This is a genomic window from Limosilactobacillus frumenti DSM 13145 (assembly GCF_001436045.1).
Lineage (GTDB): Bacteria > Bacillota > Bacilli > Lactobacillales > Lactobacillaceae > Limosilactobacillus > Limosilactobacillus frumenti.
Genome location: NZ_AZER01000008.1, coordinates 24652 through 48910 on the forward strand (window position 1 = coordinate 24652; position 24259 = coordinate 48910).

General features: G+C 43.6%; 21 protein-coding genes and 1 pseudogene. 18 read left to right on the top strand and 4 right to left on the bottom strand.

What is annotated here, in order from left to right; translation table 11 throughout:
* Positions 1–10: 10 nt before the first annotated feature.
* From FD27_RS01580 to FD27_RS01590, 3 genes and pseudogenes are all read right to left on the bottom strand, one after another.
* A pseudogene (locus FD27_RS01580) lies at positions 11–1255 on the bottom strand (glutamate-5-semialdehyde dehydrogenase).
* Between the two features lie 12 nt (positions 1256–1267).
* Complete coding sequence (proB, locus tag FD27_RS01585) at positions 1268–2065, bottom strand: glutamate 5-kinase (protein WP_151495780.1); 798 nt, start codon at positions 2063–2065, stop codon at positions 1268–1270.
* 224 nt (positions 2066–2289) lie between these two features.
* The gene (locus tag FD27_RS01590) at positions 2290–4224 is read right to left on the bottom strand and encodes an ABC-F family ATP-binding cassette domain-containing protein (RefSeq protein ID WP_057748506.1); all 1935 of its coding nucleotides are present in this window, start codon (positions 4222–4224) and stop codon (positions 2290–2292) included.
* 267 nt (positions 4225–4491) lie between these two features.
* Here FD27_RS01590 and FD27_RS01595 point away from each other — a divergent pair, with 267 nt between their 5' ends.
* From FD27_RS01595 to FD27_RS01620, 6 genes are all read left to right on the top strand, one after another.
* A complete protein-coding gene (locus FD27_RS01595) occupies positions 4492–5136 on the top strand; it encodes a redox-sensing transcriptional repressor Rex (protein WP_057748509.1) in 645 nt (214 codons plus the stop codon).
* 212 nt (positions 5137–5348) lie between these two features.
* Complete coding sequence (gene groES, locus FD27_RS01600; RefSeq protein ID WP_057748512.1) at positions 5349–5633, top strand: co-chaperone GroES; 285 nt, start codon at positions 5349–5351, stop codon at positions 5631–5633.
* Positions 5634–5687: 54 nt separating this feature from the next.
* A complete protein-coding gene (gene groL / locus FD27_RS01605; protein WP_057748515.1) occupies positions 5688–7319 on the top strand; it encodes a chaperonin GroEL in 1632 nt (543 codons plus the stop codon).
* Between the two features lie 220 nt (positions 7320–7539).
* The gene (locus FD27_RS01610) at positions 7540–9174 is read left to right on the top strand and encodes an APC family permease (protein ID WP_057748518.1); all 1635 of its coding nucleotides are present in this window, start codon (positions 7540–7542) and stop codon (positions 9172–9174) included.
* Between the two features lie 78 nt (positions 9175–9252).
* Positions 9253–11091 (top strand): APC family permease, encoded by a 1839-nt coding sequence (locus FD27_RS01615; RefSeq protein WP_057748520.1) that lies wholly within the window; start codon positions 9253–9255, stop codon positions 11089–11091.
* Positions 11092–11144: 53 nt separating this feature from the next.
* On the top strand, positions 11145–11402 hold the full coding sequence (locus FD27_RS01620) for a hypothetical protein (RefSeq protein WP_057748523.1): 258 nt from the start codon (positions 11145–11147) through the stop codon (positions 11400–11402).
* A gap of 35 nt (positions 11403–11437) precedes the next feature.
* Here FD27_RS01620 and FD27_RS01625 read toward each other — a convergent pair whose 3' ends face one another.
* The gene (locus FD27_RS01625) at positions 11438–12079 is read right to left on the bottom strand and encodes a YigZ family protein (protein WP_057748526.1); all 642 of its coding nucleotides are present in this window, start codon (positions 12077–12079) and stop codon (positions 11438–11440) included.
* Between the two features lie 63 nt (positions 12080–12142).
* Between FD27_RS01625 and FD27_RS01630 the strand changes: the two genes are divergently transcribed.
* From FD27_RS01630 to trxB, 12 genes are all read left to right on the top strand, one after another.
* Complete coding sequence (locus FD27_RS01630) at positions 12143–13483, top strand: ATP-dependent helicase ComFA (RefSeq protein WP_057748527.1); 1341 nt, start codon at positions 12143–12145, stop codon at positions 13481–13483.
* 13 nt (positions 13484–13496) lie between these two features.
* Positions 13497–14144 carry a ComF family protein gene (locus tag FD27_RS01635; RefSeq protein WP_057748530.1) on the top strand — a complete coding sequence of 216 codons (648 nt, stop codon included), beginning with the start codon at positions 13497–13499 and terminating at the stop codon, positions 14142–14144.
* Positions 14145–14276: 132 nt separating this feature from the next.
* Positions 14277–14819, top strand: coding sequence for a ribosome hibernation-promoting factor, HPF/YfiA family (hpf, locus tag FD27_RS01640; RefSeq protein ID WP_057748533.1), 543 nt, complete (start codon positions 14277–14279; stop codon positions 14817–14819).
* Between the two features lie 185 nt (positions 14820–15004).
* The gene (secA, locus tag FD27_RS01645; protein WP_057748536.1) at positions 15005–17368 is read left to right on the top strand and encodes a preprotein translocase subunit SecA; all 2364 of its coding nucleotides are present in this window, start codon (positions 15005–15007) and stop codon (positions 17366–17368) included.
* Between the two features lie 79 nt (positions 17369–17447).
* A protein-coding gene (gene prfB, locus FD27_RS01650; RefSeq protein ID WP_413230735.1) for a peptide chain release factor 2 occupies positions 17448–18564 on the top strand; the annotation gives its coding sequence in 2 pieces (ribosomal slippage) (positions 17448–17519 and positions 17521–18564; 1116 coding nt in all).
* Positions 18565–18622: 58 nt separating this feature from the next.
* On the top strand, positions 18623–18964 hold the full coding sequence (locus FD27_RS01655; protein ID WP_057748539.1) for a PspC domain-containing protein: 342 nt from the start codon (positions 18623–18625) through the stop codon (positions 18962–18964).
* A complete protein-coding gene (locus tag FD27_RS01660) occupies positions 18961–19314 on the top strand; it encodes a phage holin family protein (protein WP_057748542.1) in 354 nt (117 codons plus the stop codon). Before FD27_RS01655 ends, FD27_RS01660 begins: the two co-directional genes overlap by 4 nt.
* A 15-nt stretch (positions 19315–19329) precedes the next feature.
* Positions 19330–20292: an HPr(Ser) kinase/phosphatase gene (hprK, locus tag FD27_RS01665; RefSeq protein ID WP_057748545.1), complete on the top strand. Its 963-nt coding sequence runs from the start codon at positions 19330–19332 to the stop codon at positions 20290–20292.
* Positions 20282–21118, top strand: a complete 837-nt coding sequence (gene lgt, locus FD27_RS01670; RefSeq protein ID WP_057748549.1) for a prolipoprotein diacylglyceryl transferase — start codon at positions 20282–20284, stop codon at positions 21116–21118. The genes hprK and lgt overlap by 11 nt, the downstream gene beginning before the upstream one ends.
* Before the next feature lie 2 nt (positions 21119–21120).
* Positions 21121–22137 carry an NAD(P)H-dependent glycerol-3-phosphate dehydrogenase gene (locus tag FD27_RS01675; RefSeq protein ID WP_057748553.1) on the top strand — a complete coding sequence of 339 codons (1017 nt, stop codon included), beginning with the start codon at positions 21121–21123 and terminating at the stop codon, positions 22135–22137.
* A gap of 71 nt (positions 22138–22208) precedes the next feature.
* Entirely contained in the window at positions 22209–23120 is a 912-nt protein-coding gene (gene galU, locus FD27_RS01680) for a UTP--glucose-1-phosphate uridylyltransferase GalU (RefSeq protein ID WP_057748555.1), read from the top strand.
* A 142-nt stretch (positions 23121–23262) separates the two neighbouring features.
* Entirely contained in the window at positions 23263–24195 is a 933-nt protein-coding gene (trxB, locus tag FD27_RS01685; protein ID WP_057748558.1) for a thioredoxin-disulfide reductase, read from the top strand.
* Positions 24196–24259 lie beyond the last annotated feature (64 nt).

Genomic DNA, 24259 nt, shown 5'->3' on the forward strand with positions numbered 1-24259 from the left:
TTTAGACTTATTATTTCCGAACTTGCCCATTACCGGTAATTTCATATTTAATGGTTGTTAATTGTGCTAACCCCATTGGACCACGCGCATGTAGCTTTTGGGTACTGATCCCAATTTCAGCACCAAAGCCAAACATGCCTCCATCGGTAAACCGCGTTGAGGCGTTGACATAGACACATGCTGAATCAATCCGTTGCTGGAACTCATGACCGCGAGCAATATCATTAGTAATAATCGCTTCGGAATGTTGTGTACTATGTTCATTAATATGATTAATGGCATCATCCAGGCTATCAACGACTTTCACGGCCATGATCAAATCATTATATTCTGTATCCCAATCTTCATCCGTGGCGGGAATCATCCCCGGAACGAGGGCACAAGCATCCTGATCACCACGTAGTTGGACACCATGATCTTGTAATGCTTTGGCAATAATCGGTAAGTATTTGGCAGCCACATTGCGATGGATGAGGAGTTTTTCAGCAGCGTTGCAAACTGACGGGCGCTGGACTTTAGCGTTGACCACAATATCGGTGGCCATTTGCAAGTCAGCATCGCGGTCAACGTAAACGTGGCAGTTGCCAGCCCCAGTTTCAATAACTGGTACAGAAGCCGTTTGAACCACCCGTTGAATAAGGCCACGACCACCACGCGGAATTAAGACATCAATATATTGAGAAAGTTTCATCATTTCTTGGGCAACTTCATGACTAGTATCTTCCACTAGTTGGACCGCATCTTGTGGTAATCCGGCCCTTTGTAAAGCTGATCACATCACCTGGGCGAGGGCGGTATTAGTACGAATGGCCTCTTTACCACCGCGCAAAATGACTGCATTGCCACTCTTGAAGGTTAATCCAGTAGCATCGACTGTCACGTTTGGCCGGGCTTCGAAAATAATTCCAATCACGCCTAGTGGCACCCGCTTTTGGAGAATCTGAAGACCATCTTTACTAATCCATCCGCGGTCGATTTGGGCTGTTGGATCAGCTAATTTGGCAATGGCGCGTAACCCATTTGCCATATCAGTTACCCGTTGTTCGTTAATCATTAGGCGATCAGTGAATTTTGCTGGCATGTTAGATGCATTTGCCAGGTCATCATGATTAGCATGAATGATTTCGTCTTGGTGCTCTGTCAAGGCATTGGCCATTATTAACAGGCCCTTATTTTTGGTAGCAGTATCAAGAATCGCCAGTTGTTGGGCAGCTGCTTTAGCTTGTTTACCAATTTGTTCTAACGTTGAATTCATAATAAAACCTCCTTATTCACCGAATATTGTTCCCACTTGCTGACCTTCCAAGATCTGAAAGATAATTTTCGGATCGCGACCATTACAAAGGACCATCCGCTGGTGAGCATTGATGATCGTAGCTGCGGCGCGTAATTTCGTCACCATTCCGCCCGTCCCAAATTGGGTACTGGACCCACTGGCCGCTTGGGTCAATTCAGGAGTCATATGGGTAACGTGGCGAATTGCTTTGGCATCAGGGTACTTGTGGGGGTCCTTATCATAAAAGGCGTCAATGTCAGATAAGACGATCAACAGGTCAGCATTAATTTTGGTTGCGACCTGGGCAGAAAGTTCATCATTGTCACTAAAAGTGGTGTGATGATCCAATTCATCAACGGAAACGGGGTCGTTTTCATTGATGATCGGGATGATTGAGTCATTCAGCAAGGTAGTAATGGTATTCAAAATGTGTTGCTGGCTAACGGGGTATTCAAGGACATCCCGCGTTAACAAGAGCTGAGCTACCTTGCTTTGATAATCTAAGAAACGCTGGGAATAAATACGCATTAGTTCGGTTTGACCAATTGATGCCAGAGCTTGCTGCCGGGCAATTTCTTGTGGTCTTTTGCTTAGCCCTAAACTGGCAAGTCCAACACCAATAGCACCAGATGAAACGAGCAGCATTTCATATCCCTGGTGACTAAGGGTTGCTAACGTGAATGCTAAGCGGTCAATGGTTCGTAAATTTACCTGGCCATTGGGGTAAATTAAACTACTAGTTCCAACTTTGACAACAATTCGTTTATTCTTTTTACCCATGGCGGTCATCCTTTCTAAAACAAAAGCATGTCCTGATCAAGGCACCAGTCACGGCGTTACCATCCTTGTTCAAAGACATGCTTTACACTTTTACATTTAATTATTAAATTGATGTGATTAACAATGATTAGGATTCGGATCTTTGCCAGTAGCTTTCAGCCAACGACTGCTGGTCTCTATACTGTCCTACTTGAATCATTTGCTTGCAGTTTACACTGCTTATTAATAAAATGTCAACTATTTTCTTGGTCAAACTTCTCTAATTTCTCAGCAGCACTTGTCCATTCGAGTTCGACCTCTTCGGATTGAGCATTTAACTGGTCAAGTTGTTTTTGCAAGTCAGATAGCTTTCCAATGTCAGTAGCAATTTCTGGCTTACTCATTTGTTCCTGGATTTCCTGTTGTTGGTTTTCCAAGTCGGTCATTTGTTTTTCCAACTGATCAACTTGTCGTTGGATTTTTCGACGTGCTCGTTGGGTTTCTTTACTTTGCTTGTATGATTGCTGAGCGCTAGAAGGAACGGATTTGGCTTTTGTGGTTGGCTCACTGCTAGTTGGGACCTTTGCCTGAGCTTGCAGGTAGTCATCATAGTTACCTTCGTAGTGGATAATTCCATCGGCGTGCATATCTAAAACATCAGTTGCAACCTGGTTGATGAAATACCGGTCGTGAGAAATAAAGAGGACCGTGCCAGTAAACTCGTTGATGGCATTTTCAAGGACTTCACGACTATCGATATCGAGGTGGTTAGTCGGTTCATCAAGAATAAGAAAATTAATCGGCTTGAAGGACAACTTTGTTAATTCCAAGCGGGCCTTTTCACCACCAGAAAGGTCACTAACCTTCTTATAAACATCATCACCAACGAACAGAAAGCTGCCTAGTAATGATCGAATATCCTTTTCAGGAACGTTGGGGTGGTCATCCCAGACTTCATTCAGCACAGACTTCTCCGGGTGCAATTGTTGCTGTTCCTGGTCGTAGTAACCAATCTCTAAGTTAGCACCGAGTTTAATTGTTCCACTAATTAACGGTATTCGTCCCAAAATTGACTTCAAGAGGGTTGATTTACCAATCCCATTTGATCCAAAAATACCGACACGTTGTGACTTACGGACGTTGAAGGAGAGGGGACCAGCCAATTTTTGCTGCTGATAACCAATTGTGACGTGGTCAACATCTAATACTTCATTACCACTATCTTTGTCGCTGTGAAACTGGAAGTGGATGGAGCGATCGTCAATTTCTGGCCGTTCCATTTTATCCATCTTTTCTAATTGCTTACGCCGGGCCTGCGCACGCTTAGTAGTAGAAGCCCTGACGATGTTACGGTTAACAAAGTCTTCCAGCTTAGCAATTTTCTTTTGTTGTTGGTCATAGTGCTTCCATTCGGCCTTTAACCATTCCCGCTTATGGTGCATGAACTGGGTATAGTTGCCACTGTAATGCCGGAGGGTATGGTTATCCAAGTCGTAGATGTCAGATACCACCCGGTCAAGGAAGTACCGGTCGTGGGAAACAACCAAGAGGGCACCATCATAACTTTTCAGGTAATCTTCTAACCAGGCCAGAACGTTCATATCAAGGTGGTTAGTCGGTTCATCAAGAATTAATAAACCAGGTTCTTGCAACAGAATTTTTGCTAATGCCAGTTTAGTCTTTTGACCACCAGATAATGAGTTGATTGAGGTCTGGTAATCGGCTTCTTCAAAGCCAAAGCCCTTTAAGATGCCGCGCATCCGGGACTGGTATTCGTAGCCTCCCCGTTTCTTGAATGCTGCTTGAACTCGTGAATAAGTTTCAGTAGTAATTTGGAATTCTTGGCTATTTGGATCGAGCTTAGCGAGCTGGTCCTCCAGTTGGTGAATTTCTTTTTCCATTTTGTGGAGAGGAGCAAAGACTAAGTCTAGTTCTGCCCAAATGCTATTTTGACTATCTAACCCTTGATCCTGGGCCAGGTAGCCAATTGTTAAATCTTTCGTTTTGGAAATTGTGCCTTCATCAGGAGTAGTGATCCCTGCAATCATTTTAAGCAGGGTGGTTTTGCCAGCACCATTACGACCGACTAAAGCGGTGCGGCCGTGTTCCTGAATTTGGAGACTAACGTCATGAAATAGGACATCAGCACCAAAGCGCCGCATTACATTGTTGGCTTGCAAAAGAATCATTTTGTTAACCTCGTTCTTCAAATTTGAGTACTTATCTATTATACGCTGTCAAAGATGAATTTCACAAAGCATGTGGGATAGTTTGTCGCTCATCACCGGGCAAATCATAAATATTTGTGAATAGTTTTTGTTTGTGTGTTCACAAACGCACGGTTTATTGCTAGAATAGATAGAGAATTGGATTTCACAAACTTGATTGATTTGACAACTTTTTAAGTTCATTAATGTTAAAAACAATTTAGATTAAGAAAATGAGGGGTAACTAATATGCCAACGAAGAAGATACCAAAGGCAACTGCCAAGCGTCTGCCAATTTATTATCGATACTTAAGCGTGCTGCTTTCTGCCAACAAGCATCGTGTTTCATCAACGGAATTGTCAGAAGCAGTGCAAGTGGATTCTGCGACAATCCGTCGTGACTTTTCCTATTTTGGGGAACTAGGAAAACGTGGTTATGGTTATGACGTCGAGAGCCTTTTGAAGTTCTTCAAGGGGATTCTAAATCAGGATACACTGACGAGTGTAGCGTTGGTCGGCGTTGGTGCTTTAGGTAGTGCCTTGCTAAACTACAATTTCCATCAGGATACCAATCTGCGAATCAGTGCAGCCTTTGATACTAAACCAGAATTAGCAAATACTGTTAAGAGTGGGATTCCCATTTATCCTGCTAGTGAAATGCAGAAGCAAATCAAGGAGCAACAGATTGACGCCGTTATTTTGACGGTGCCAAGTTCAACCTCACAGAAGGTGGCTGACCAACTGGTTGCGGTAGGGGTCAAAGGAATCCTAAACTTTACGCCAGTACGCCTGTCAGTTCCAAAGAATGTTCAAGTGCAGAATATTGATTTAACCAATGAACTGCAAACTTTGATCTACTTCATCAAAAATTATGCAGAAAATGAAGACAAATAATATTGATCGGTCATGGATCCTGATAGAGGTCCATGGCCTTTTTTTGATTGCCGAAACCGGTGAACTAACAGCTCTCACAAAATAAAAGTCAAAATTAGTCAAACTTTATTATTGCAATCTGCAAATGAAATGTTATAGTAGAACATGTAATTAGCACTTGGAACATGAGAGTGCTAAACGAAAATAAAAATTATCAAGATGGAGGGATTAACGTGTTAAAACCATTAGGAGATCGCGTTGTTCTTAAGGCTGAAACAGAAGAAGAAAAGACGGTTGGTGGAATTGTTCTTGCTTCCAATGTCAAGGAAAAGCCAACAACTGGAAAAGTAATTGCTGTCGGTGCCGGCCGGACTTTAGATAACGGCGAAAAGGTTGCCCCTGCTGTTAAGGAAGGCGACCGTGTCCTCTTTGATAAGTATGCTGGAAATGAAGTTGAATACCAAGGCGAAAAGTACTTGGTTGTTCATGAAAAGGACCTTGTTGCTGTTATTGACTAATAGCACATTGGTTATAAATAAGTAGACTGATACATAATTTGAGGTGAATAATTAATGGCTAAAGAAATTAAGTTTTCTGAAGATGCACGGAACGAAATGCTTCACGGTGTTGACAAGTTAGCCGACACTGTTAAGACTACAATGGGTCCAAAGGGCCGGAATGTTGTTCTTGAACAAAGTTATGGTAACCCAACCATCACAAACGATGGTGTTACGATTGCCAAGAGCATTGAACTGGAAAACCACTTTGAAAACATGGGTGCTAAGTTAGTATCTGAAGTTGCTTCAAAGACTAATGACATTGCCGGTGACGGTACTACTACTGCTACTGTTTTAACACAAGCAATTGTTAATGCCGGAATGAAGAACGTTACTGCTGGTGCTAACCCAGTTGGTATTCGTCGGGGGATTGACAAGGCCACACGTGCTGCCGTTGAAGCTTTGAAGAAGATGTCACACGACGTTAAGACTAAGGATGACATTGCCCAAATTGCTTCCATTTCTGCTGATAACAAGGAAGTTGGTAAGCTGATCGCTGACGCTATGGAAAAGGTTGGTAACGATGGTGTTATTACCCTTGAAGATTCTCGTGGTGTTGACACCAGCGTCGACGTTGTTGAAGGGATGAGCTTTGATCGTGGTTACATGTCACAATACATGGTTACTGACAACGACAAGATGGAAGCCGACCTTGACAACCCTTATGTTTTGATTACTGATAAGAAGATCAGCAATATTCAAGACATTTTGCCACTTCTTCAATCCGTTGTTCAAGAAGGCCGGGCATTGTTAATCATTGCCGATGACATTACTGGTGAAGCTCTGCCAACCCTTGTATTGAACAAGATCCGTGGTACCTTCAACGTTGTTGCTGTTAAGGCTCCTGGCTTTGGTGACCGTCGTAAGGCTCAATTACAAGATATCGCTGTATTGACTGGCGGTACTGTTATTTCTGATGATTTAGGTATGAACCTGAAGGATGCTACGATTGACCAATTAGGTCAAGCTAACAAGGTCACTGTTACTAAGGATGCTACGACGATTGTTGACGGTGCCGGTGCTAAGGAAGCTATCGCTGAACGGGTTGACCAAATTAAGCAAGCTATCTCCAAGGCAAGCTCTGACTTTGATAAGGAGAAGTTACAAGAACGTTTGGCAAAGCTTTCTGGCGGTGTTGCCGTTGTTCGTGTCGGTGCTGCTACTGAAACTGAAATGAAGGAAAAGAAGTACCGTATCGAAGATGCCTTGAACGCTACCCGTGCTGCCGTTCAAGAAGGATTTGTTCCTGGTGGTGGAACAGCCTTAGTAAACGTTCTGCCAGCCTTAGATAAGGTTGAAGCTAGTGGTGACGAAGCTACCGGTGTTCAGATCGTCAAGGCTGCTTTGGAAGCACCAGTTCGTCAAATTGCTGAAAATGCCGGTGTTGAAGGCTCTGTTATTGTTAACCAATTGAAGAGTGAAAAGCCAGGGATCGGTTACAACGCTGCCGATGGCAAGTTCGAAGACATGGTTGAAGCCGGTATTGTTGACCCAACTAAGGTTACTCGTTCTGCCCTTCAAAATGCTGCCTCAGTTTCTGCATTGCTGTTGACTACTGAAGCTGTTGTGGCTGACAAGCCAGAACCAAAGGATAACCAAACTCCTGCTGCACCACAAGGCGGTGCCGGCATGGGCGGAATGATGTAATCCTTTCCCCACAAAATTAATAACTAACCAGAGGCTGAGAGTTAATCCAGCCTCTTTAGTGTTTTAAATATCAATAATCCAGCAAGATTTGTAAAAAGGGATCATATCACAACACTATTTTTAGCAGATTTTGATGAGGGAATTGTCGATTCTTGTCAACAAGTGCTAAAGTAAATGTTATGATTAATTTTCTATTTCGTAAGATGTGAGGGAGAAAGTAATGGATAAACTAAAGCAACATAAGATCACCCTGTTTTCAGGGATTATGCTCGCCCTAAATTCACTGATTGGCTCAGGTTGGTTGTTCGGTGCTGGGACAGCAGCCAAAGTTGCGGGTCCGGCAGCAATTATTTCCTGGGTAATAGGGGCAGTAATTATCATTGTAATTGCCTTAACATATGTTGAATTAGGGGCAATGTTCCCTCAAAGTGGTGGGATGAGTCGTTATGCTCAATACAGTCATGGCCCCTTTTTAGGATTCATTGCTGCCTGGGCTAATTGGGTTTCCTTGATCACACTAGTCCCAATGGAAGCGGTGGCGTCAGTTCAATACATGAGTTCATGGCCATGGTCATGGGCAAATTGGACGCATCAATTTATGAAGAATGGCAACGTTACTACGGCGGGGCTGTGGGTTGTCTTCTTATTCATGTTGATCTTTACCTTGATTAATTTCTGGTCGGTTAAACTGATGACCCGCTTTACGAACCTGATTTCGATTTTCAAAGTAGTTCTTCCTTCATTGACTATTTTGATGCTCTTGATCTCCGGCTTTCATCCGGCTAATTTTGGGCATAGTATGAATACTTTCATGCCATATGGATCACGTTCTATTTTCGAAGCTGCTGCCGTTTCAGGGATCATTATGTCTTATGATGCCTTTCAAACAATCATTAATATGGGTGGTGAGATGGTGAACCCCAAGAAAAATATTCCCCGGGGTGTGATCATCTCTATGCTGATCACGGCAGCTATCTACATCATGCTTCAAATAGCATTTATTGGTGCTGTGTCACCATCATTGTTAGCTGTACATGGCTGGCATGGGATTAACTTTACGTCACCTTTTGCTGATATTGCGATGCTCTTGAGCCTGAACTGGTTAGCAATTCTCCTGTACATGGATGCCTTCGTTTCGCCATTTGGAACGGGGGTCGCCTTCGTTGCTACTGCGTCACGGGCGTTAGCCGCAATGACCCATACCGGACATTTGCCGCAGTGGCTAGGACGCCTGCAACGCCGCTATATGATTCCCCGGTTTGCCATGATTGCGGACCTTGCCTTTGCAACACTGATTTTAAATACTTTCCGGAATTGGAGTCTGCTGGCGACGGTTATCACGGGAGCAACTTTAATTGCTTATCTGACTGGTCCAGTAACAGTTATGTCATTACGGACGATGGCGCCAGACCTCGAACGACCATTCCAACCTAATTACATGAAGTGGTTGGCACCGGTTGCTTTTGTCCTAACTGGTCTGGCGATCTATTGGACAATGTGGCCAACGACAATTCAGGTGATCTTAGTTATTTTAATCGGCCTACCGGTGTACTTATATTATGAAATGCGTTACCATCATAGCGATTGGAAGAAACAGTTCCGGTCGGCAAGCTGGTTAATTGCTTATATGATTTTTATGGCTGCCATTTCGTATATTGGTAGTGAAGGCTTTGGTGGCCGTAATTGGTTGCCATATCCATGGGATTTTGTCGTTATTGTGATCGTCTCGCTGCTTTTTTATGTTTGGGCACTGCACTCACATACGGCGAAGGTCGACCCTGATGCTTATAAGATTAATCATCGCGTTCAACGGGACGCTGAGCAATTTGATCATGAACATCATCCCGGTGCATGAGCGTTGAAAAGCATTGTGATTAATTGTATGATGAACCAGTTAAATTAATAAAAGATTCCTATTATGTAGGAGGATAGTATGTGGCGTTATATTAAACGGGTGTTAATTGGGAAGCCTCTCAAGACCTTAGATGAAGGTCAAACACACTTAACTAAATTTAAGGCACTTGCCATGTTGTCGTCAGACGCGATTTCGTCTGTTGCCTATGGTCCAGAACAGATTACTACTGTCTTGGTGACCCTTTCAGCAATGGCGATGTGGTACTCGATTCCAATTGCGGCCATTGTGTTAGTCCTGTTGCTGGCAATTACGTTGTCATACCAACAAATTATTCATGCCTACCCAAGCGGTGGTGGCGCCTATGTTGTTGCTACCCGTAATTGGGGAAGCAACGGTGGCTTGATTGCCGGGGGATCGCTGTTAGTTGATTACATGTTGACTGTTGCCGTTTCCACAACTTCTGGAACAGAAGCGATTACATCAGCTATTCCAGTGCTTTATCCTTATTCCGTACCGATTGCCGTTATTATTGTTCTGTTGATTATGATTATGAACTTACGGGGAATGAGCGAAAGTGCAAACTTCCTGACGATTCCAGTTTACTTTTTCGTTGTCATGATCTTTGTTATGATTGCTTGGGGAGCCTATGACATTATGTCTGGGCACGTTCATTACCAGGCACCAGCAGATTACGGTAGTCCAGTTGCTGGGATGACCTTTGTCCTATTTATTCGGGCCTTCTCAGCTGGTTCTTCTTCCCTAACTGGGGTTGAAGCGGTGTCTAATGCGGTGCCAAACTTTAATAAACCGAAAGCAAAAAATGCCGCAACGACGTTAGCAATCATGAGTGGAATCTTGGCGTTCTTCTTCATTGCTATTATCTTCTTTGGCTTTTATTTGGGAATTGTGCCGAATAGTAAGACCACAGTTCTGTCTCAAATTGGTGCTGCTATTTTTGGTGGTCACGGTATTGGCTTCTATCTCTTACAGCTGTCAACGGCGATGATTTTGACTGTTGCCGCTAACACTGGTTTTTCCGCATTCCCAATTTTGTCCTTTAACATGGCTAAGGATAAGTACATGCCACATGCTTTCATGGATCGTGGGGACCGCCTCGGATATTCTAATGGGATCATTTCATTAGCGATCGGGGCTATTATCCTCATATTAATCTTCCATGGTAAAACTAACATGCTGATTCCACTGTATGCTGTCGGTGTGTTTGTGCCATTTACGTTGTCACAGTCGGGAATGATCATTCACTGGTTCCGTGAACGTGATGGTTGGTGGATTGGTAAAGCAATTATTAACCTTGTGGGGGCTGTAATTTCCCTCTGCTTAGTTTTGGCATTGTTCTGGCAGCATTTTGGCAATGTTTGGCCTTACTTGATCATCATGCCCGCATTAATGCTGATGTTCCATGCAATCCACCGGCACTATATCAAGGTTGCTAAACAATTACGGGTTGCTGAAAAAACTAAGGTTCAACTTCACGATTATGATGGGGCCACAGTGATCGTGCTGGTCGGTAACGTTACTCGGGTAACGCGGGGAGCAATTAACTACGCCCGTTCAGTTGGCGATTACGTTATCGCAATGCACGTGTCATTTGATGAGAACCCTGGTAAGGAACACAAAACGGCCAATGAATTTAAGGCTGAATTCCCGGATGTTCGGTTTGTGGACATTCACTCGTCTTACCGGTCGATTGCCAAACCAACGTTGCGGTTTGTTGATGTTATTGCTAAACGGGCGGCTGCCCGGAACTATTCGACGACGGTCCTAGTTCCGCAATTTATTCCAAAACATCCATGGCAGTTGGCTCTGCATAACCAGACCAGTGTTCGCTTGCGGACAGTTCTTAATTCACGGCAAAATATTGTTGTTGCTTCTTATAACTACCACTTACATGAATAAATACGAAAAGGTTCCACCAATTTTGATGGAACCTTTTTCGAAAGGAATTACTTATGAATTTTAAGAAACTTACCAGTCCATTACTGCTTGTCGTTGGTCTCTTTTTAGTTGCCAGCTTTTCCATTGAACACGCTAGCTTCCACTCTGGAATAATGGGAGTAATTGGTTGCGCGTGCTTATTGGCTGCCTTGATAATTAGTCAATGGTCCGCGCTCCAGGCAGGTAATCGCCGGACCAAACGAGTAGTAGTCTTTGTAGCGGTCTTACTTGGCCTGATTGTAATATTAAACATTGTTGAAGTAGTCCTTTAATAAAATGACTCAAAGTTCCATATTGGAACCCTGAGTCATTTTTGTTTATAAGGAACTTCGTTATAGCGTTCAGCACCTCTAGTCATTGTTAGCTGATCGTTGAACTGATTAGTTAAGTCGTTGATCAACAATTCCAACCGATCCTGATCAACGTAGACACTGGTAGTGACATTGACTGCATATTGTTCATCGGCCACTTGAACATTGTGTTCCTTTAGGTAGTAGGTTAGTTGGTTATGTTGAGCGTATGATGAAGTAATGGTCAGAGTAGTTTGCTTCACGCGCTGCACTAAGCCAGCTTGCTGAATTGTGTTTGTAGTAACGTTGCTGTATGCCCGAATCAAACCGCCAGCGCCGAGCTTAATGCCGCCAAAATAACGCGTTACGATTGCGATAACGTTATGAATCTTAGCTAACTGGAGTGCTTCCAGGATTGGCACCCCTGCTGTACCACTTGGTTCGCCATTATCACTTTCTCGTTGGACCTGGTCACGATCTCCTAACATGTAAGCGAAACAATTATGATTGGCTTTCCGGTTGTCTGCACTGACCTGAGCAATCATTTTTTGCGCTTCATCTTCATTTTGGATGCGGGCGAGGGTACAGATAAAGCGTGACTTTTTGATGGTCATTTCAAAGCTGGTATTTTGACTAATGGTGAGAAATGGTTCTGACATTTTTAACTTCCTTACGTGCAAAAAGTAATTTTTTTCGTTTATAGATAGAGAGGGGGTTGAGTTATGCAGAAAACGGATTTTTATGGACGACGGGTACTATTGAATGCTGAAGAAGCCCAGCAAATTCGGATCCCCAATTTGGAGATTATGCCGGCCGTTAAGAAAAACGGTGACCGCATTTATTGTTACCGTTGTGGACAAACCAGTAGTTGTGACACTAGCCATTTGCCAAATAATCAATACTATTGTCCGGTTTGCTTTAATTTGGGGCGGTCGTCGTCGCTAGCATGTTATGGTCATCTGGCTGAACCCAACCATTTTACTCTCCCAACGTCGATTTTAACATGGTCTGGGCAACTGTCACCACTACAGAAACGTGTGTCCCAAGCAATTGACCAAGGAATGACGAACCATCAACGTCAACTTTTATGGGCCGTCACTGGTGCCGGGAAAACTGAAATGATCTTTGCTGGCATTGCCCATGCGCTGGCGCGTCGTGAACGAATTGCAATTGCTTCACCGCGGGTGGATGTATGCCTAGAGCTATTTCCCCGCTTGCAAGCAGCGTTTGCTAATACTCCTATTGCACTGCTTCATGGGCGTACCCCTGAACCTTACCAATATCGTCAATTAACGATATGTACCACTCACCAATTACTGCGTTTTTACCACGCTTTTGATAACTTGATTGTCGACGAGGTTGATTCATTTCCGTACGCTGCTAACCAGGCCCTGTTATTTGCCACTAATAATGCGGTTAAAAAAACTGGCGGAATTTTATTTATGACTGCTACGCCTGGGAGAACGCTTGAACAACAAATTCACCGGCACCAACTTCATGTTCATTATTTACCATTACGTTACCATGGTCACTTATTACCACAGATTAAAATAAATCTCGCCCCACGATGGCGAAAAAACATGGAACGTGGATTGTTACCATTAACACTTATTCGTTCAATTAAAGCCACTTTATCCGCTCAACATCAATGCCTTTTGTTTATTCCCCATATCGATGATCTGCCATTAGTTGAACAAGTCCTTTACCGGCAACTAACGAACAGCAGATTTACGACTGTTTATGCTGCTGATCCGCAACGAATTGAAAAGGTTCAAGCCATGCGGGATGGTGATTATGATTTTTTGATTACCACTTCTATCTTGGAACGGGGAGTTACTTTCCCTGAAATCGATGTCTATGTATTAGGGGCTGACGATAGTGTGTTTTCATCTTCAGCGTTGGTCCAAATTGCGGGACGAGCAGGGCGAGCTGTTACCCGCCCGACCGGGAGAGTGATCTTTTGGGTAAGCGCGTTATCCCGCTCTGTTAATGATGCTCGTCGTCAAATCAGTTTGATGAATCGTAAGGGCAGGTGCTTGCAACGTGAATTGTCTTCTTTGTAACTGTCAATTAAGTATGCGACTTTGTATAACTGAATTATTCTTGCCAATTGATCATCAGCGGGAAACAGTATGTGATGCCTGTCGAGCACGTTTTAGTGCTTATCATTTAAGTAAGCAGTGCTGCCCAGGTTGCGGGCATCCGTTGAATGGTGAATTACTTTGCAGTGAATGCCAAGCATGGAAGAATAACTATGGACAATTTTTGCATCACCGACCTCTTTTTCACTACAATGAAGCAATGGCAGAATACATGAGTCTCTATAAATTCCAAGGATTATATCAACTGCGAATGGTGTTTCAACATGTGGTACAAATGGCAATTAAACAAGAGGAATATGACCTTTTAGTACCCATTCCCGTATCCCCAACCACTTTGCGGACCCGCGGCTTTAATCAAGTTGAAGGCTTTTTAGAAGGGATGCAGTTTCACCAGCTTCTTACCACCATTGATGATCATAAGGCTCGTCAATCAGCACGAACTCGACAAGAACGACTGGTTAGCCAGCAGCCATTTCAATTAAATAATAATGTCCGTGTTACTGGTCAACACATCCTGTTGGTAGATGATGTTTATACTACAGGTCGAACCTTATACCATGCAGCAGACCTCTTGTGGCAAGCAGGATGCCAACGTGTGAAGACTTTATCATTAGCACGTTAAGAATCATTAAATGATCACTATAAGGATTTGTGTCTGACACTGAACTAATCTATAATAGAAATAGGATATGAGAAGAGTGGTCCTTCTGATATCAGATCAAGCCATTAGCTTGACTGAAAGGAGAGAAGTACAATGTTAAAGTTCAATATTCGTGGCGAAAACATCGAAGTTACTGATTCAATCCGGGACTATGTGGTAAAGCGGATTAGTAAACTGCAAAAGTTCTTTGAGGATAGTGTTGAAGCTACTGCACATGTGAACTTAAAGGTATATCCAAGCCGTACTTATAAAGTAGAAGTGACTATCCCATTACCATACTTAACTCTACGTGCTGAAGAAACTTCCAACGATATGTACGGAAGTGTCGACTTAGTAACGGATAAGTTGGAACGGCAAATCCGGAAGTACAAGACTAAGGTTAACCGTAAGTCCCGTGAAAAAGGCCTGAAGAACATTGAATTTGTACCTTCAGATGATGATGAAACTAGTGATGACGATTTGAAGATCGTTCGGACTAAGCAAATTTCATTGAAGCCAATGGACCCAGAAGAAGCGGTTCTCCAAATGGACATGCTTGGTCATGACTTCTTTGTATTCCAAGATGCTGGTACTAATGGTACAAGTATTGTTTACCGTCGTAAGGACGGTCGGTATGGCCTGATTGAAGCCGAATAAAGCTTAATAAATTAATAACTACTGGACTGTGGAATTGATCCGCAGTCTTTTTATTTTAAATGGTGAGCGTTTCATTTTCATTCCACCTTAAGCGTGTTAAAATATTAAGGTTAGAATATAAATCATAATTGGCTTGAGTAGCGCAAAAAACTAGTCAAGCAATCAAATTTAGGAAGGACGCTTTTATGGCCAATATTCTTAAAAAGTGGATTGAAAGCGATCGCCGTGAGCTACGGCGGATTAATAAGATCGCGAATAAAGTTGAAAAATACGCCAAACCGATGGCGGCTTTAAGTGATGATCAATTAAAGGCAAAGACAGATGAATTTCGCGAGCGGTACAAAAAAGGTGAAACGCTGGATCATATGCTTCCAGAGGCCTTTGCGGTTGCCCGTGAAGCAGCTAAACGGGTCCTGGGCCTGTACCCGTTCCATGTTCAGATCATGGGTGGTATTGTGCTGCACGAAGGTAACATTGCTGAAATGAAAACCGGTGAAGGTAAGACGCTGACGGCGACGATGCCTGTTTACCTGAATGCTATTTCCGGGAAGGGTGTTCATGTTATTACGGTTAACGAATACCTGTCCAAACGTGATGCCACTGAAATGGGTCAGCTGTATAACTGGTTAGGTTGCAGTGTCGGTGTTAACAACTCTGAAATGAGCCCGGAGCAAAAGCGCGAGGCTTATAAGGCTGACATTATGTACTCTACCAACAGTGAAATTGGGTTTGATTACTTGCGTGACAATATGGCCGTTTACAAAGAAGACCAAGTTCAGCGCGGATTAAACTATGCTTTGGTTGACGAAGTGGATTCGATTTTAATTGATGAAGCGCGGACCCCATTGATTATTTCTGGTCCGGGGACAGGAACTTCTAAGTTATACAAGCAAGCAGATCGCTTTGTGAAGACTTTAAAGAATGAAGTCGACTACAAGATTGACTTGGAATCCAAGACTGTTTCCTTGACTGATGCGGGAATTCAAAAGGCTGAAAAGTACTTTAACTTAAAGAATCTTTATGATCCTGAAAACACGGCTTTGACCCACCACTTGGATCAGGCATTGCGGGCCAATTACATCATGTTGAAGGATAAGGATTACGTTGTTACTGACGGTGAAGTCTTAATCGTTGACTCATTTACTGGACGTGTTATGCAGGGACGGCGTTTCTCTGATGGTTTGCACCAGGCGATCGAAGCCAAGGAAGGTGTCCAAATCCAAGAAGAAAACAAGACCATGGCCAACATCACTTACCAGAACCTATTCCGAATGTACAGTAAGTTAGCCGGAATGACGGGAACTGCTAAGACTGAACAAGAAGAGTTCCGGGAAATCTACAACATGGAAACCATTACCATTCCAACTAACAAACCAGTTATTCGGAAGGATGAACCCGACTTGCTGTACCCGACGCTGAAGAGTAAGTTCCATGCAGTTGTTGAACGGATTAAGAAGTTGCATGCAAAGGGTCAGCCAATTCTGGTCGGGACTGTTGCGGTTGAAACTTCTGAATACTTATCCCACCTTCTCGATAAAGAACACATCCCTCACGTTGTTTTGAACGCCAAGAATCACGCTAAGGAAGCCGATATTATCAAGAATGCCGGTCAAAAAGGTGCGGTTACGATCGCGACTAACATGGCCGGACGGGGGACCGATATTAAGCTTGGCCCCGGTGTTCGTGAACTAGGCGGTTTGGCTGTTATTGGGACTGAACGGCATGAATCGCGGCGGATTGATAATCAGTTGCGGGGCCGATCAGGTCGTCAGGGAGATCCAGGCTTATCACAATTCTACCTGTCACTTGAAGATGACTTAATGAAGCGGTTCGGTGGTGATCGGATCAAGGCTTTCCTGGAACGGATGAAGGTTGAAGATGATGATGCTGTTATTAAGAGTCGGTTCTTAACACACCAAGTTGAATCTGCACAAAAGCGGGTTGAAGGTAACAACTATGACTCACGAAAGAACGTTTTGCAGTACGATGATGTTATGCGTGAACAACGTGAAATCATCTATAAGGAACGTCAAGAAGTAATTACCGAAAAGAAATCTCTGAAGTGGGTTCTGATGCCAATCTTTAAGCGGACGATCCAACGTGAAGTAGAACAACACACGCTTGGTGACAAGAAGGATTGGGATCTGAAGGGAATTGTGGACTTTGCAGAAGAAGTGCTTGTTAACCCTGGAACCATTTCTGTTTCTGACTTGATGAATAAGACCCCCGACCAAATGGTTGACTTCTTGATGGGCTTTGCTAAGCAAGTCTATAAGGACAAACAAAAGCAATTGTATGACCCAGCTCAAATGTTGGAATTTGAAAAAGTGGTCTTACTACGGGTGGTTGACTCTCACTGGACTGATCATATTGATGTCATGGATCAATTCCGTCAATCGGTTGGTCTTCGTGGCTATGGTCAATTGAACCCATTAGTTGAATACCAAACTGCTGGATATCATATGTTTGAACAAATGATTGCTGATATCGAATATGAAACGACGCGGCTTTTCATGAAGTCACAAATTCGGCAAAATGTTACTCGTTAATGGGTAAGCTTATAAATACAATGATCGGCAGCAGGTAACGGTAACGCTACTGGCTGCCTTTGTTTTAGGAGGAATATTCGTGGAACTGAGTGAAGCAAAAAAACAAGTAGAAGCAATGCAACAAGAAGTTGCCCGCTTCGGGAGGTCTCTTTGACCTGGATGCATTAGACGAAAGTATTGCGGAAAACGAACAAAAAATGGCGGAACCAGGATTTTGGGATGATAATGTAGCTGCCCAAAAAGTAATTTCCGCCAACAATGATTTAAAGGATAAACGCGATACCTTTGTTCACCTGCGTGATAGTATTGATAATTTACAAACTTCCGTGGAATTGTTAGCCATGGGACCGGATGCGGATTTGCAAGCAGAGTTTGAAAGCTCATTAAAGAAAACAACTGATGAATTACGTCAGTACCGGTTGAATCAACTCCTGGACGGTGAATACGATTCTAAGAACGCAATCTTAGAAATTCATCCCGGTGCGGGTGGCACAGAAGCTCAAGATTGGGGCTCCATGTTGCTGCGGATGTATGTTCGATGGGGTGAACAACACGGATTTAATGTGGAAACGGCAAGCTACGAAGCTGGTGACGAAGCAGGTATTAAAAGCGTTACTTTGTTAATTAAGGGGCACAATGCCTTTGGCTACCTCCGGAGTGAAAAGGGTGTTCACCGGTTAGTTCGGATTTCTCCGTTTGATGCCGCGGGTCGTCGCCACACTTCTTTTGCTTCCGTTGATGTAATGCCAGAACTAGACGAAAGTGTCCACATTGATATTGATCCATCTGACCTTCGTGTTGATACTTTCCGTTCCAGCGGTGCCGGTGGTCAGCATATTAACAAAACCGAATCGGCAGTCCGAATTACACACTTGCCAACTGGTATTGTGACTTCCTCACAAGCGGAACGTTCACAATTGCAAAACCGGGTAACCGCAATGAACATGCTGAAATCTAAGCTGTACGAATTAGAGGAAGAAAAGAAAGCTAAAAAGCGGGCTGAAATTGAAGGCGAGCAGCTGGATATTGGTTGGGGCTCACAAATCCGCTCATATGTTTTCCATCCATATACCCTCGTGAAGGATAATCGGAGCAACTATGAAACACATAACGGGCAGGCGGTTATGGATGGTGATCTTGACCCGTTCATCAATGCCTACTTACAGTGGAAATTAAGCCAAAAGAATCCACAGTAAATCTAATTGCAGTTCTTTCATAAACACAGTAAGATTAAGCTATTAGGAGGGATGAGTAATGAATGCACATCCACGTAAACTAACCAGATCTTATGATGACCGCCTCCTAGCGGGCGTTTTGAGCGGTCTGGCCCGCTACTTTAATTGGAACATTACCTTAGTGCGGGTCCTCTTCGTTGTCCTGATGATTGCGACTGGGATCTTTCCGGCGGTGGTCTTATACCTAGTATTGTTTGCAATTATGCCATCCGATCCTGCCCACCCAGGAGTCTTAGATTTCTTTAAGTCCCTTGGCGATTTAGGTAATGCTATTGAGCGTGGACCGGAACATAAGCAAAGTCGGCGTAATCTGACCGATGTTGAAGAACATGATGTAAAAAAGAACGGGAGAGATGAATGAACTTTTTCACCAGAATCCTGATTGATACGATTTTATTTATTGCTTTAGCAGGCCTTTTTGCCCAAACGGGGATGTTTTACGTTTCCAGTATTTGGGTGGCACTATTAGCTAGTTTTATTCTGGCCTGCTTAAATGTCCTGGTAAAACCGATTCTTTGGGTTTTATCGCTACCAATTAACATTATGACGTTGGGGTTGTTCTCAATTGTCATTAACGGGGTAATGTTGCAGTTGACTTCATATTTTGTGGGATCGATGTATTTTCACTTTTCCTCGTTTGGCGCAGCCATGTTGATTGCGATTATTATGTCCGTTTGTAACGCCATTTTGGCGGATCACACTAATGATTAAAAGGAGTGAAATAGGTTGACTCACAATGTCAATGTCCAGGAGCTAGTGGACAAGGTGCGGTTAAAGGTCCTGCAAGGAGAAGAGTATCTAGATCGGCCGATTACCACTAGTGATATTTCGCGACCAGCTTTGGAATTTGCTGGCTACTTCAAGCATTATCCGGCGATGCGAATTCAATTATTGGGAATTACCGAAACGTCCTTTGCTAAGGACTTGACTCACGAGAAGCGGAAAAAGTACCTTACTAAAATGTGCGCCCCCCAAACGCCATGCTTTGTGATCTCGACGAATTTACCAATTCCTGAAGAACTTGCAGAGGCGGCGAAGAATACACATATTCCAATTCTAGGAACCCACCTAACCTCTTCGCAGATTTTATCTAATATGACTTCCTACCTATTAGGAAGGTTGGCGCCACGTCAATCACTCCATGGAGTACTCGTGGATATTAACGGGGTTGGTGTATTAATTACTGGTGACTCTGGTGTCGGTAAAAGTGAAACTGCCCTGGAGCTTGTTCGGCGTGGCCACCGGCTGGTTGCGGATGACCGGGTTGAAGTTTATGCCCGTGACGAGCAGACCTTAGTGGGGACTGCTCCGGCAATCTTGAAACATCTCATGGAGATTCGGGGAATTGGTATTATTGATGTTTCGACCCTCTATGGGACGGGAGCCATCATGCCGAGTGACAATATTAACCTAATTGTTCATCTGGAAACATGGACACCAGATGTCCAGTTTGACCGGCTTGGTGATCGTGGCGACACCCAGACTATCCAAGGAGTAATCATCCCTAAGGTTTCCGTACCAGTTAAAACCGGTCGTAACCTAGCAATTATTATTGAATCAGCCGCAATGAATTACCGGGCTGAGACGATGGGCTATGATGCTACTAAGACCTTCGATGAGAATTTGAACCGCTTAATTAAGTCGAATTCGGCACGTGACACGAAGGAAAAGGAGCAGCATGAACACTAATTTTCTAGTTCTGGAGGCCCTTAACCCGATCGCATTGAAGCTAGGCCCTATTAGTATTCACTGGTACGGTGTAATTATTGCTACCGGCGTGGTTCTCGCTCTGTGGTTATCCATTCGCGAAGGGCAGCGCCAGGGGATCGCAGAAGATGATTTTTATGACTACCTTTTGTGGGCTTTACCGGTGGCCATTATCTGTGCGCGAACTTATTATGTGGTCTTTCAATGGCCTTACTATTCCATGCATCCAGGTGAAATTATTGCTATTTGGGATGGCGGGATTGCTATTTATGGGGCGATTATTGGTGGCTTTATCACCTTGCTTTGTTTTTGTCATTACCACCATTTATCAGCATGGTTAATGATGGATATTATTGCTCCCGCTTTAATCTTGGCCCAAGGAATTGGTCGGTGGGGCAATTTTATGAACCAAGAGGCGTTTGGTCGCATTACCAGCAAGGCGGCACTAATGGCGCAGGGAATCCCTGATTGGGTTATCCAGCAAATGTTAATTGGTGGCCAATATCGCGTTCCCACCTTCTTATACGAGTCTGGATGGGACGTGCTGGGCTTTTTTGTATTAATATTGCTGCGGCACCGCCACCATTTGTTTAAGGAGGGCGAAGTGTTCCTGAGTTACCTTATGTGGTACGGCTGTGGACGGTTCTTTATTGAGGGAATGCGGACGGACAGTTTAATGCTTGGCCCTATTCGTATTTCACAACTTTTGTCACTAGTTTTTGTATGTGGAGCGCTGATCCTATTTATTTATCGTCGGCGGCATCTTCATTTACCTTGGTATTTTCAAGTTAACACTAAAGGAGAATAATTATGGCTGAACAAATTGCAGTATTAGGAGCAGGTTCTTGGGGGAGCGTGCTCGCCAACATGTTAGTAGAAAATGGTCACCAGGTTAAATTATGGTCACGAAACAAAGAACAAGTTGACCAGTTGAACAATGACCATGTCAATCCACGCTACATGCATGATTTTACGTACTCAACAAATTTAGTAGCGACAAATGATATGACTGCTGCGGTTAAGGGAGCCACAGTTGTCTTGATTGTCATCCCGACGAAGGGAATTCGTCAGGTTGCTCGCAAGCTAGACAAAGTGTTGGGTGAGTTAGACCAACGTCCTCTAATTGTTCATGCCACAAAAGGGTTGGAACAAAATACATATAAGCGGCCATCAGAAATGATTGCAGAAGAAATTGACCCAATGCACCGGCAAGGGATCGTCGTTCTTTCTGGTCCAAGTCATGCTGAAGACGTAGCAATCAAGGATATGACTGCGGTGACTGCTGCTTGCATTAGTTTGAACAGCGCTACGCGAATTCAGAAGTTGTTTTCTAATAACTACTTCCGGGTCTACACTAACGACGACGTCATTGGTGCTGAATTTGGTGCTGCCTTAAAGAATATCATTGCGATTGGTGCTGGTGCCTTACAAGGATTGGGCTACCATGACAATGCCCGGGCGGCACTGATTACTCGGGGATTGGCAGAAATTCGGCGGCTCGGAGTGGCCTTTGGAGCTAATCCAATGACCTTTATTGGATTGTCAGGGGTCGGCGATCTGGTTGTTACTGCCACTAGTAAAAATTCTCGTAATTGGCGTGCTGGCTATCAACTTGGTCAGGGTCGGCAATTAGACGATGTGATTGAACACATGGGAATGGTCATTGAAGGGGTATATACAACCAAGGCCGCCCATGAGTTAAGCTTGAAGCGGCAAGTTAAAATGCCGATTACTGATGCCCTTTACCGGGTTCTATATGAAGGTGAAGACATCAAGAACGCGATTTCACAATTGATGAATCGGGATCTTACTTCAGAAATTGAATAAGTATGGTAAAATGCTAACAGATGGAGATTAAGAGAATTTAGTACATCTCTATAGGAAAGGGTTTATTTGTTATGAAACGTGTACGTAAAGCTATTATTCCGGCAGCGGGATTGGGAACCCGTTTTCTGCCAGCAACTAAGGCATTAGCAAAGGAAATGCTGCCAATCGTTGATAAGCCAACGATTCAATTTATCGTCGAAGAAGCACGGAAGTCTGGAATCGAAGACATTGTGGTTGTCGATGGTAAGAATAAGCGTTCAATTGAAGACCACTTCGATTCTAATCCAGAATTGGAAGACAACTTACGCGCTAAGCACAAGGATGAAATGTTGAAGTTAGTTGAAGAAACTACCGATATCAACATTTACTTCATTCGTCAATCCCACCCACGCGGCTTAGGGGATGCTGTTTTGACTGCTCGGGACTTCATTGGTGATGAACCATTTGTTGTTATGCTTGGTGATGATTTGAACAACATCAACAACAACGGTCAAAACTTAACGAAACAATTAATTGACAGTTACGAACAAACTGGTGCTTCAACCTTAGCCGTTATGCGTGTGCCACACGAAGATACTGCTAAGTACGGGGTTATCAACCCAAGTAAGGAAGTCACTCCTGGCCTGTACAACGTTACTAGTTTTGTTGAAAAGCCAGAACCAAAGAAGGCACCAAGTGACCTTGCCATTATTGGTCGGTACGTCTTCACACCAGAAATTTTTGATGTGTTAGCGAAGACGAAGCCAGGCAAGGGTGGCGAAATTCAATTAACTGATGCTATTGATACCCTGAACCAAACACAACGGGTATTTGCACGTGAATACACTGGTGACCGTTACGATGTTGGTAACAAGTTTGGCTGGATTCAAACCAACATTGAATATGGTTTAAACCACCCACAAACGAAGGATGAATTACGTGAATACATCAAACAACTTGGTGCTAAACTAACTGCTGAAGATAAGAAGAGCAGTAAAAAGTAATCTTAATCAATCAAGAGGAAGCTAATAAGCCCAGTGGATATTAGCTTCCTCTTATTATTAGTAAGTTAAAATGATAGACAAATAGGCAAAAAATCAGTATCATATTGAATAATTGATTTACTGATGAAGGAGGAACAATCGAATGGCAGAGCAACAACAATATGATGTCGTCGTAATTGGTGCTGGTCCTGGTGGTATGACTGCTGCAATGTATGCCTCCCGTGCCAACTTATCTGTCTTGATGTTAGATCGGGGAATTTACGGTGGTAATTTAAACAACACCGATACGATTGAAAATTATACTGGGTTTAAGTCCGTCAAGGGTGCTGATTTGGCTCAACAGATGTATGACGGCGCGACTCAATTTGGTGCTAAATATGCCTATGGAACGGTTAAACAGATTAAGGTTAATGATCAGGGTTTAAAGGAAGTAACAACTGACATGGATGAAACTTTCTTAGCCAAGGCCGTGGTGATTGCTACTGGTTCGACCCAGCGCCACCTCAATGTTCCCGGTGAAGAGAAATTTAGCGGCCGGGGAGTTTCATACTGTGCCGTTTGTGATGGAGCATTCTTCAAAGACCGTGACTTAATCGTTGTTGGTGGTGGAGACTCCGCTGTAGAAGAGGGAATGTATCTAACTAATTTGGCCCACTCAGTAACGGTTCTTGTTCGTGGTGATAAGCTAAAGGCGCAGCCATTAATGCAAGAACAGGCTCGTCAAAATGACAAAATGAAATTCATCTTCAATACAAGTGTGACGGCCATTGAAGGTGATGATAATAAGGTCACTGCTGTCAGGACTCATCAAAATGAGACCGGTGAAGATAGCCAGTTAGCTGCTGATGGGGTATTCATTTATGTTGGCAACGTTCCAATGACGTCACCGTTCGCTGATCTCGGCATTCTTGATAAAGCTGGCTGGGTCAAAACTGATGACCGCATGCATACCAGGTTGCCTGGTGTGTTTGCAATTGGTGATGTTCGTGAGACACCATTGCGACAGATTGCAACAGCAGTTGGCGACGGTGCCATTGCTGGTCAAGAAGTTTATCAGTATGTGCAAGGTTTGTAGTAGTCTTGGACATGATATTGTTTCATTTTACAAATCCACTATTGCCGAGGAAGCTAGCACTTCA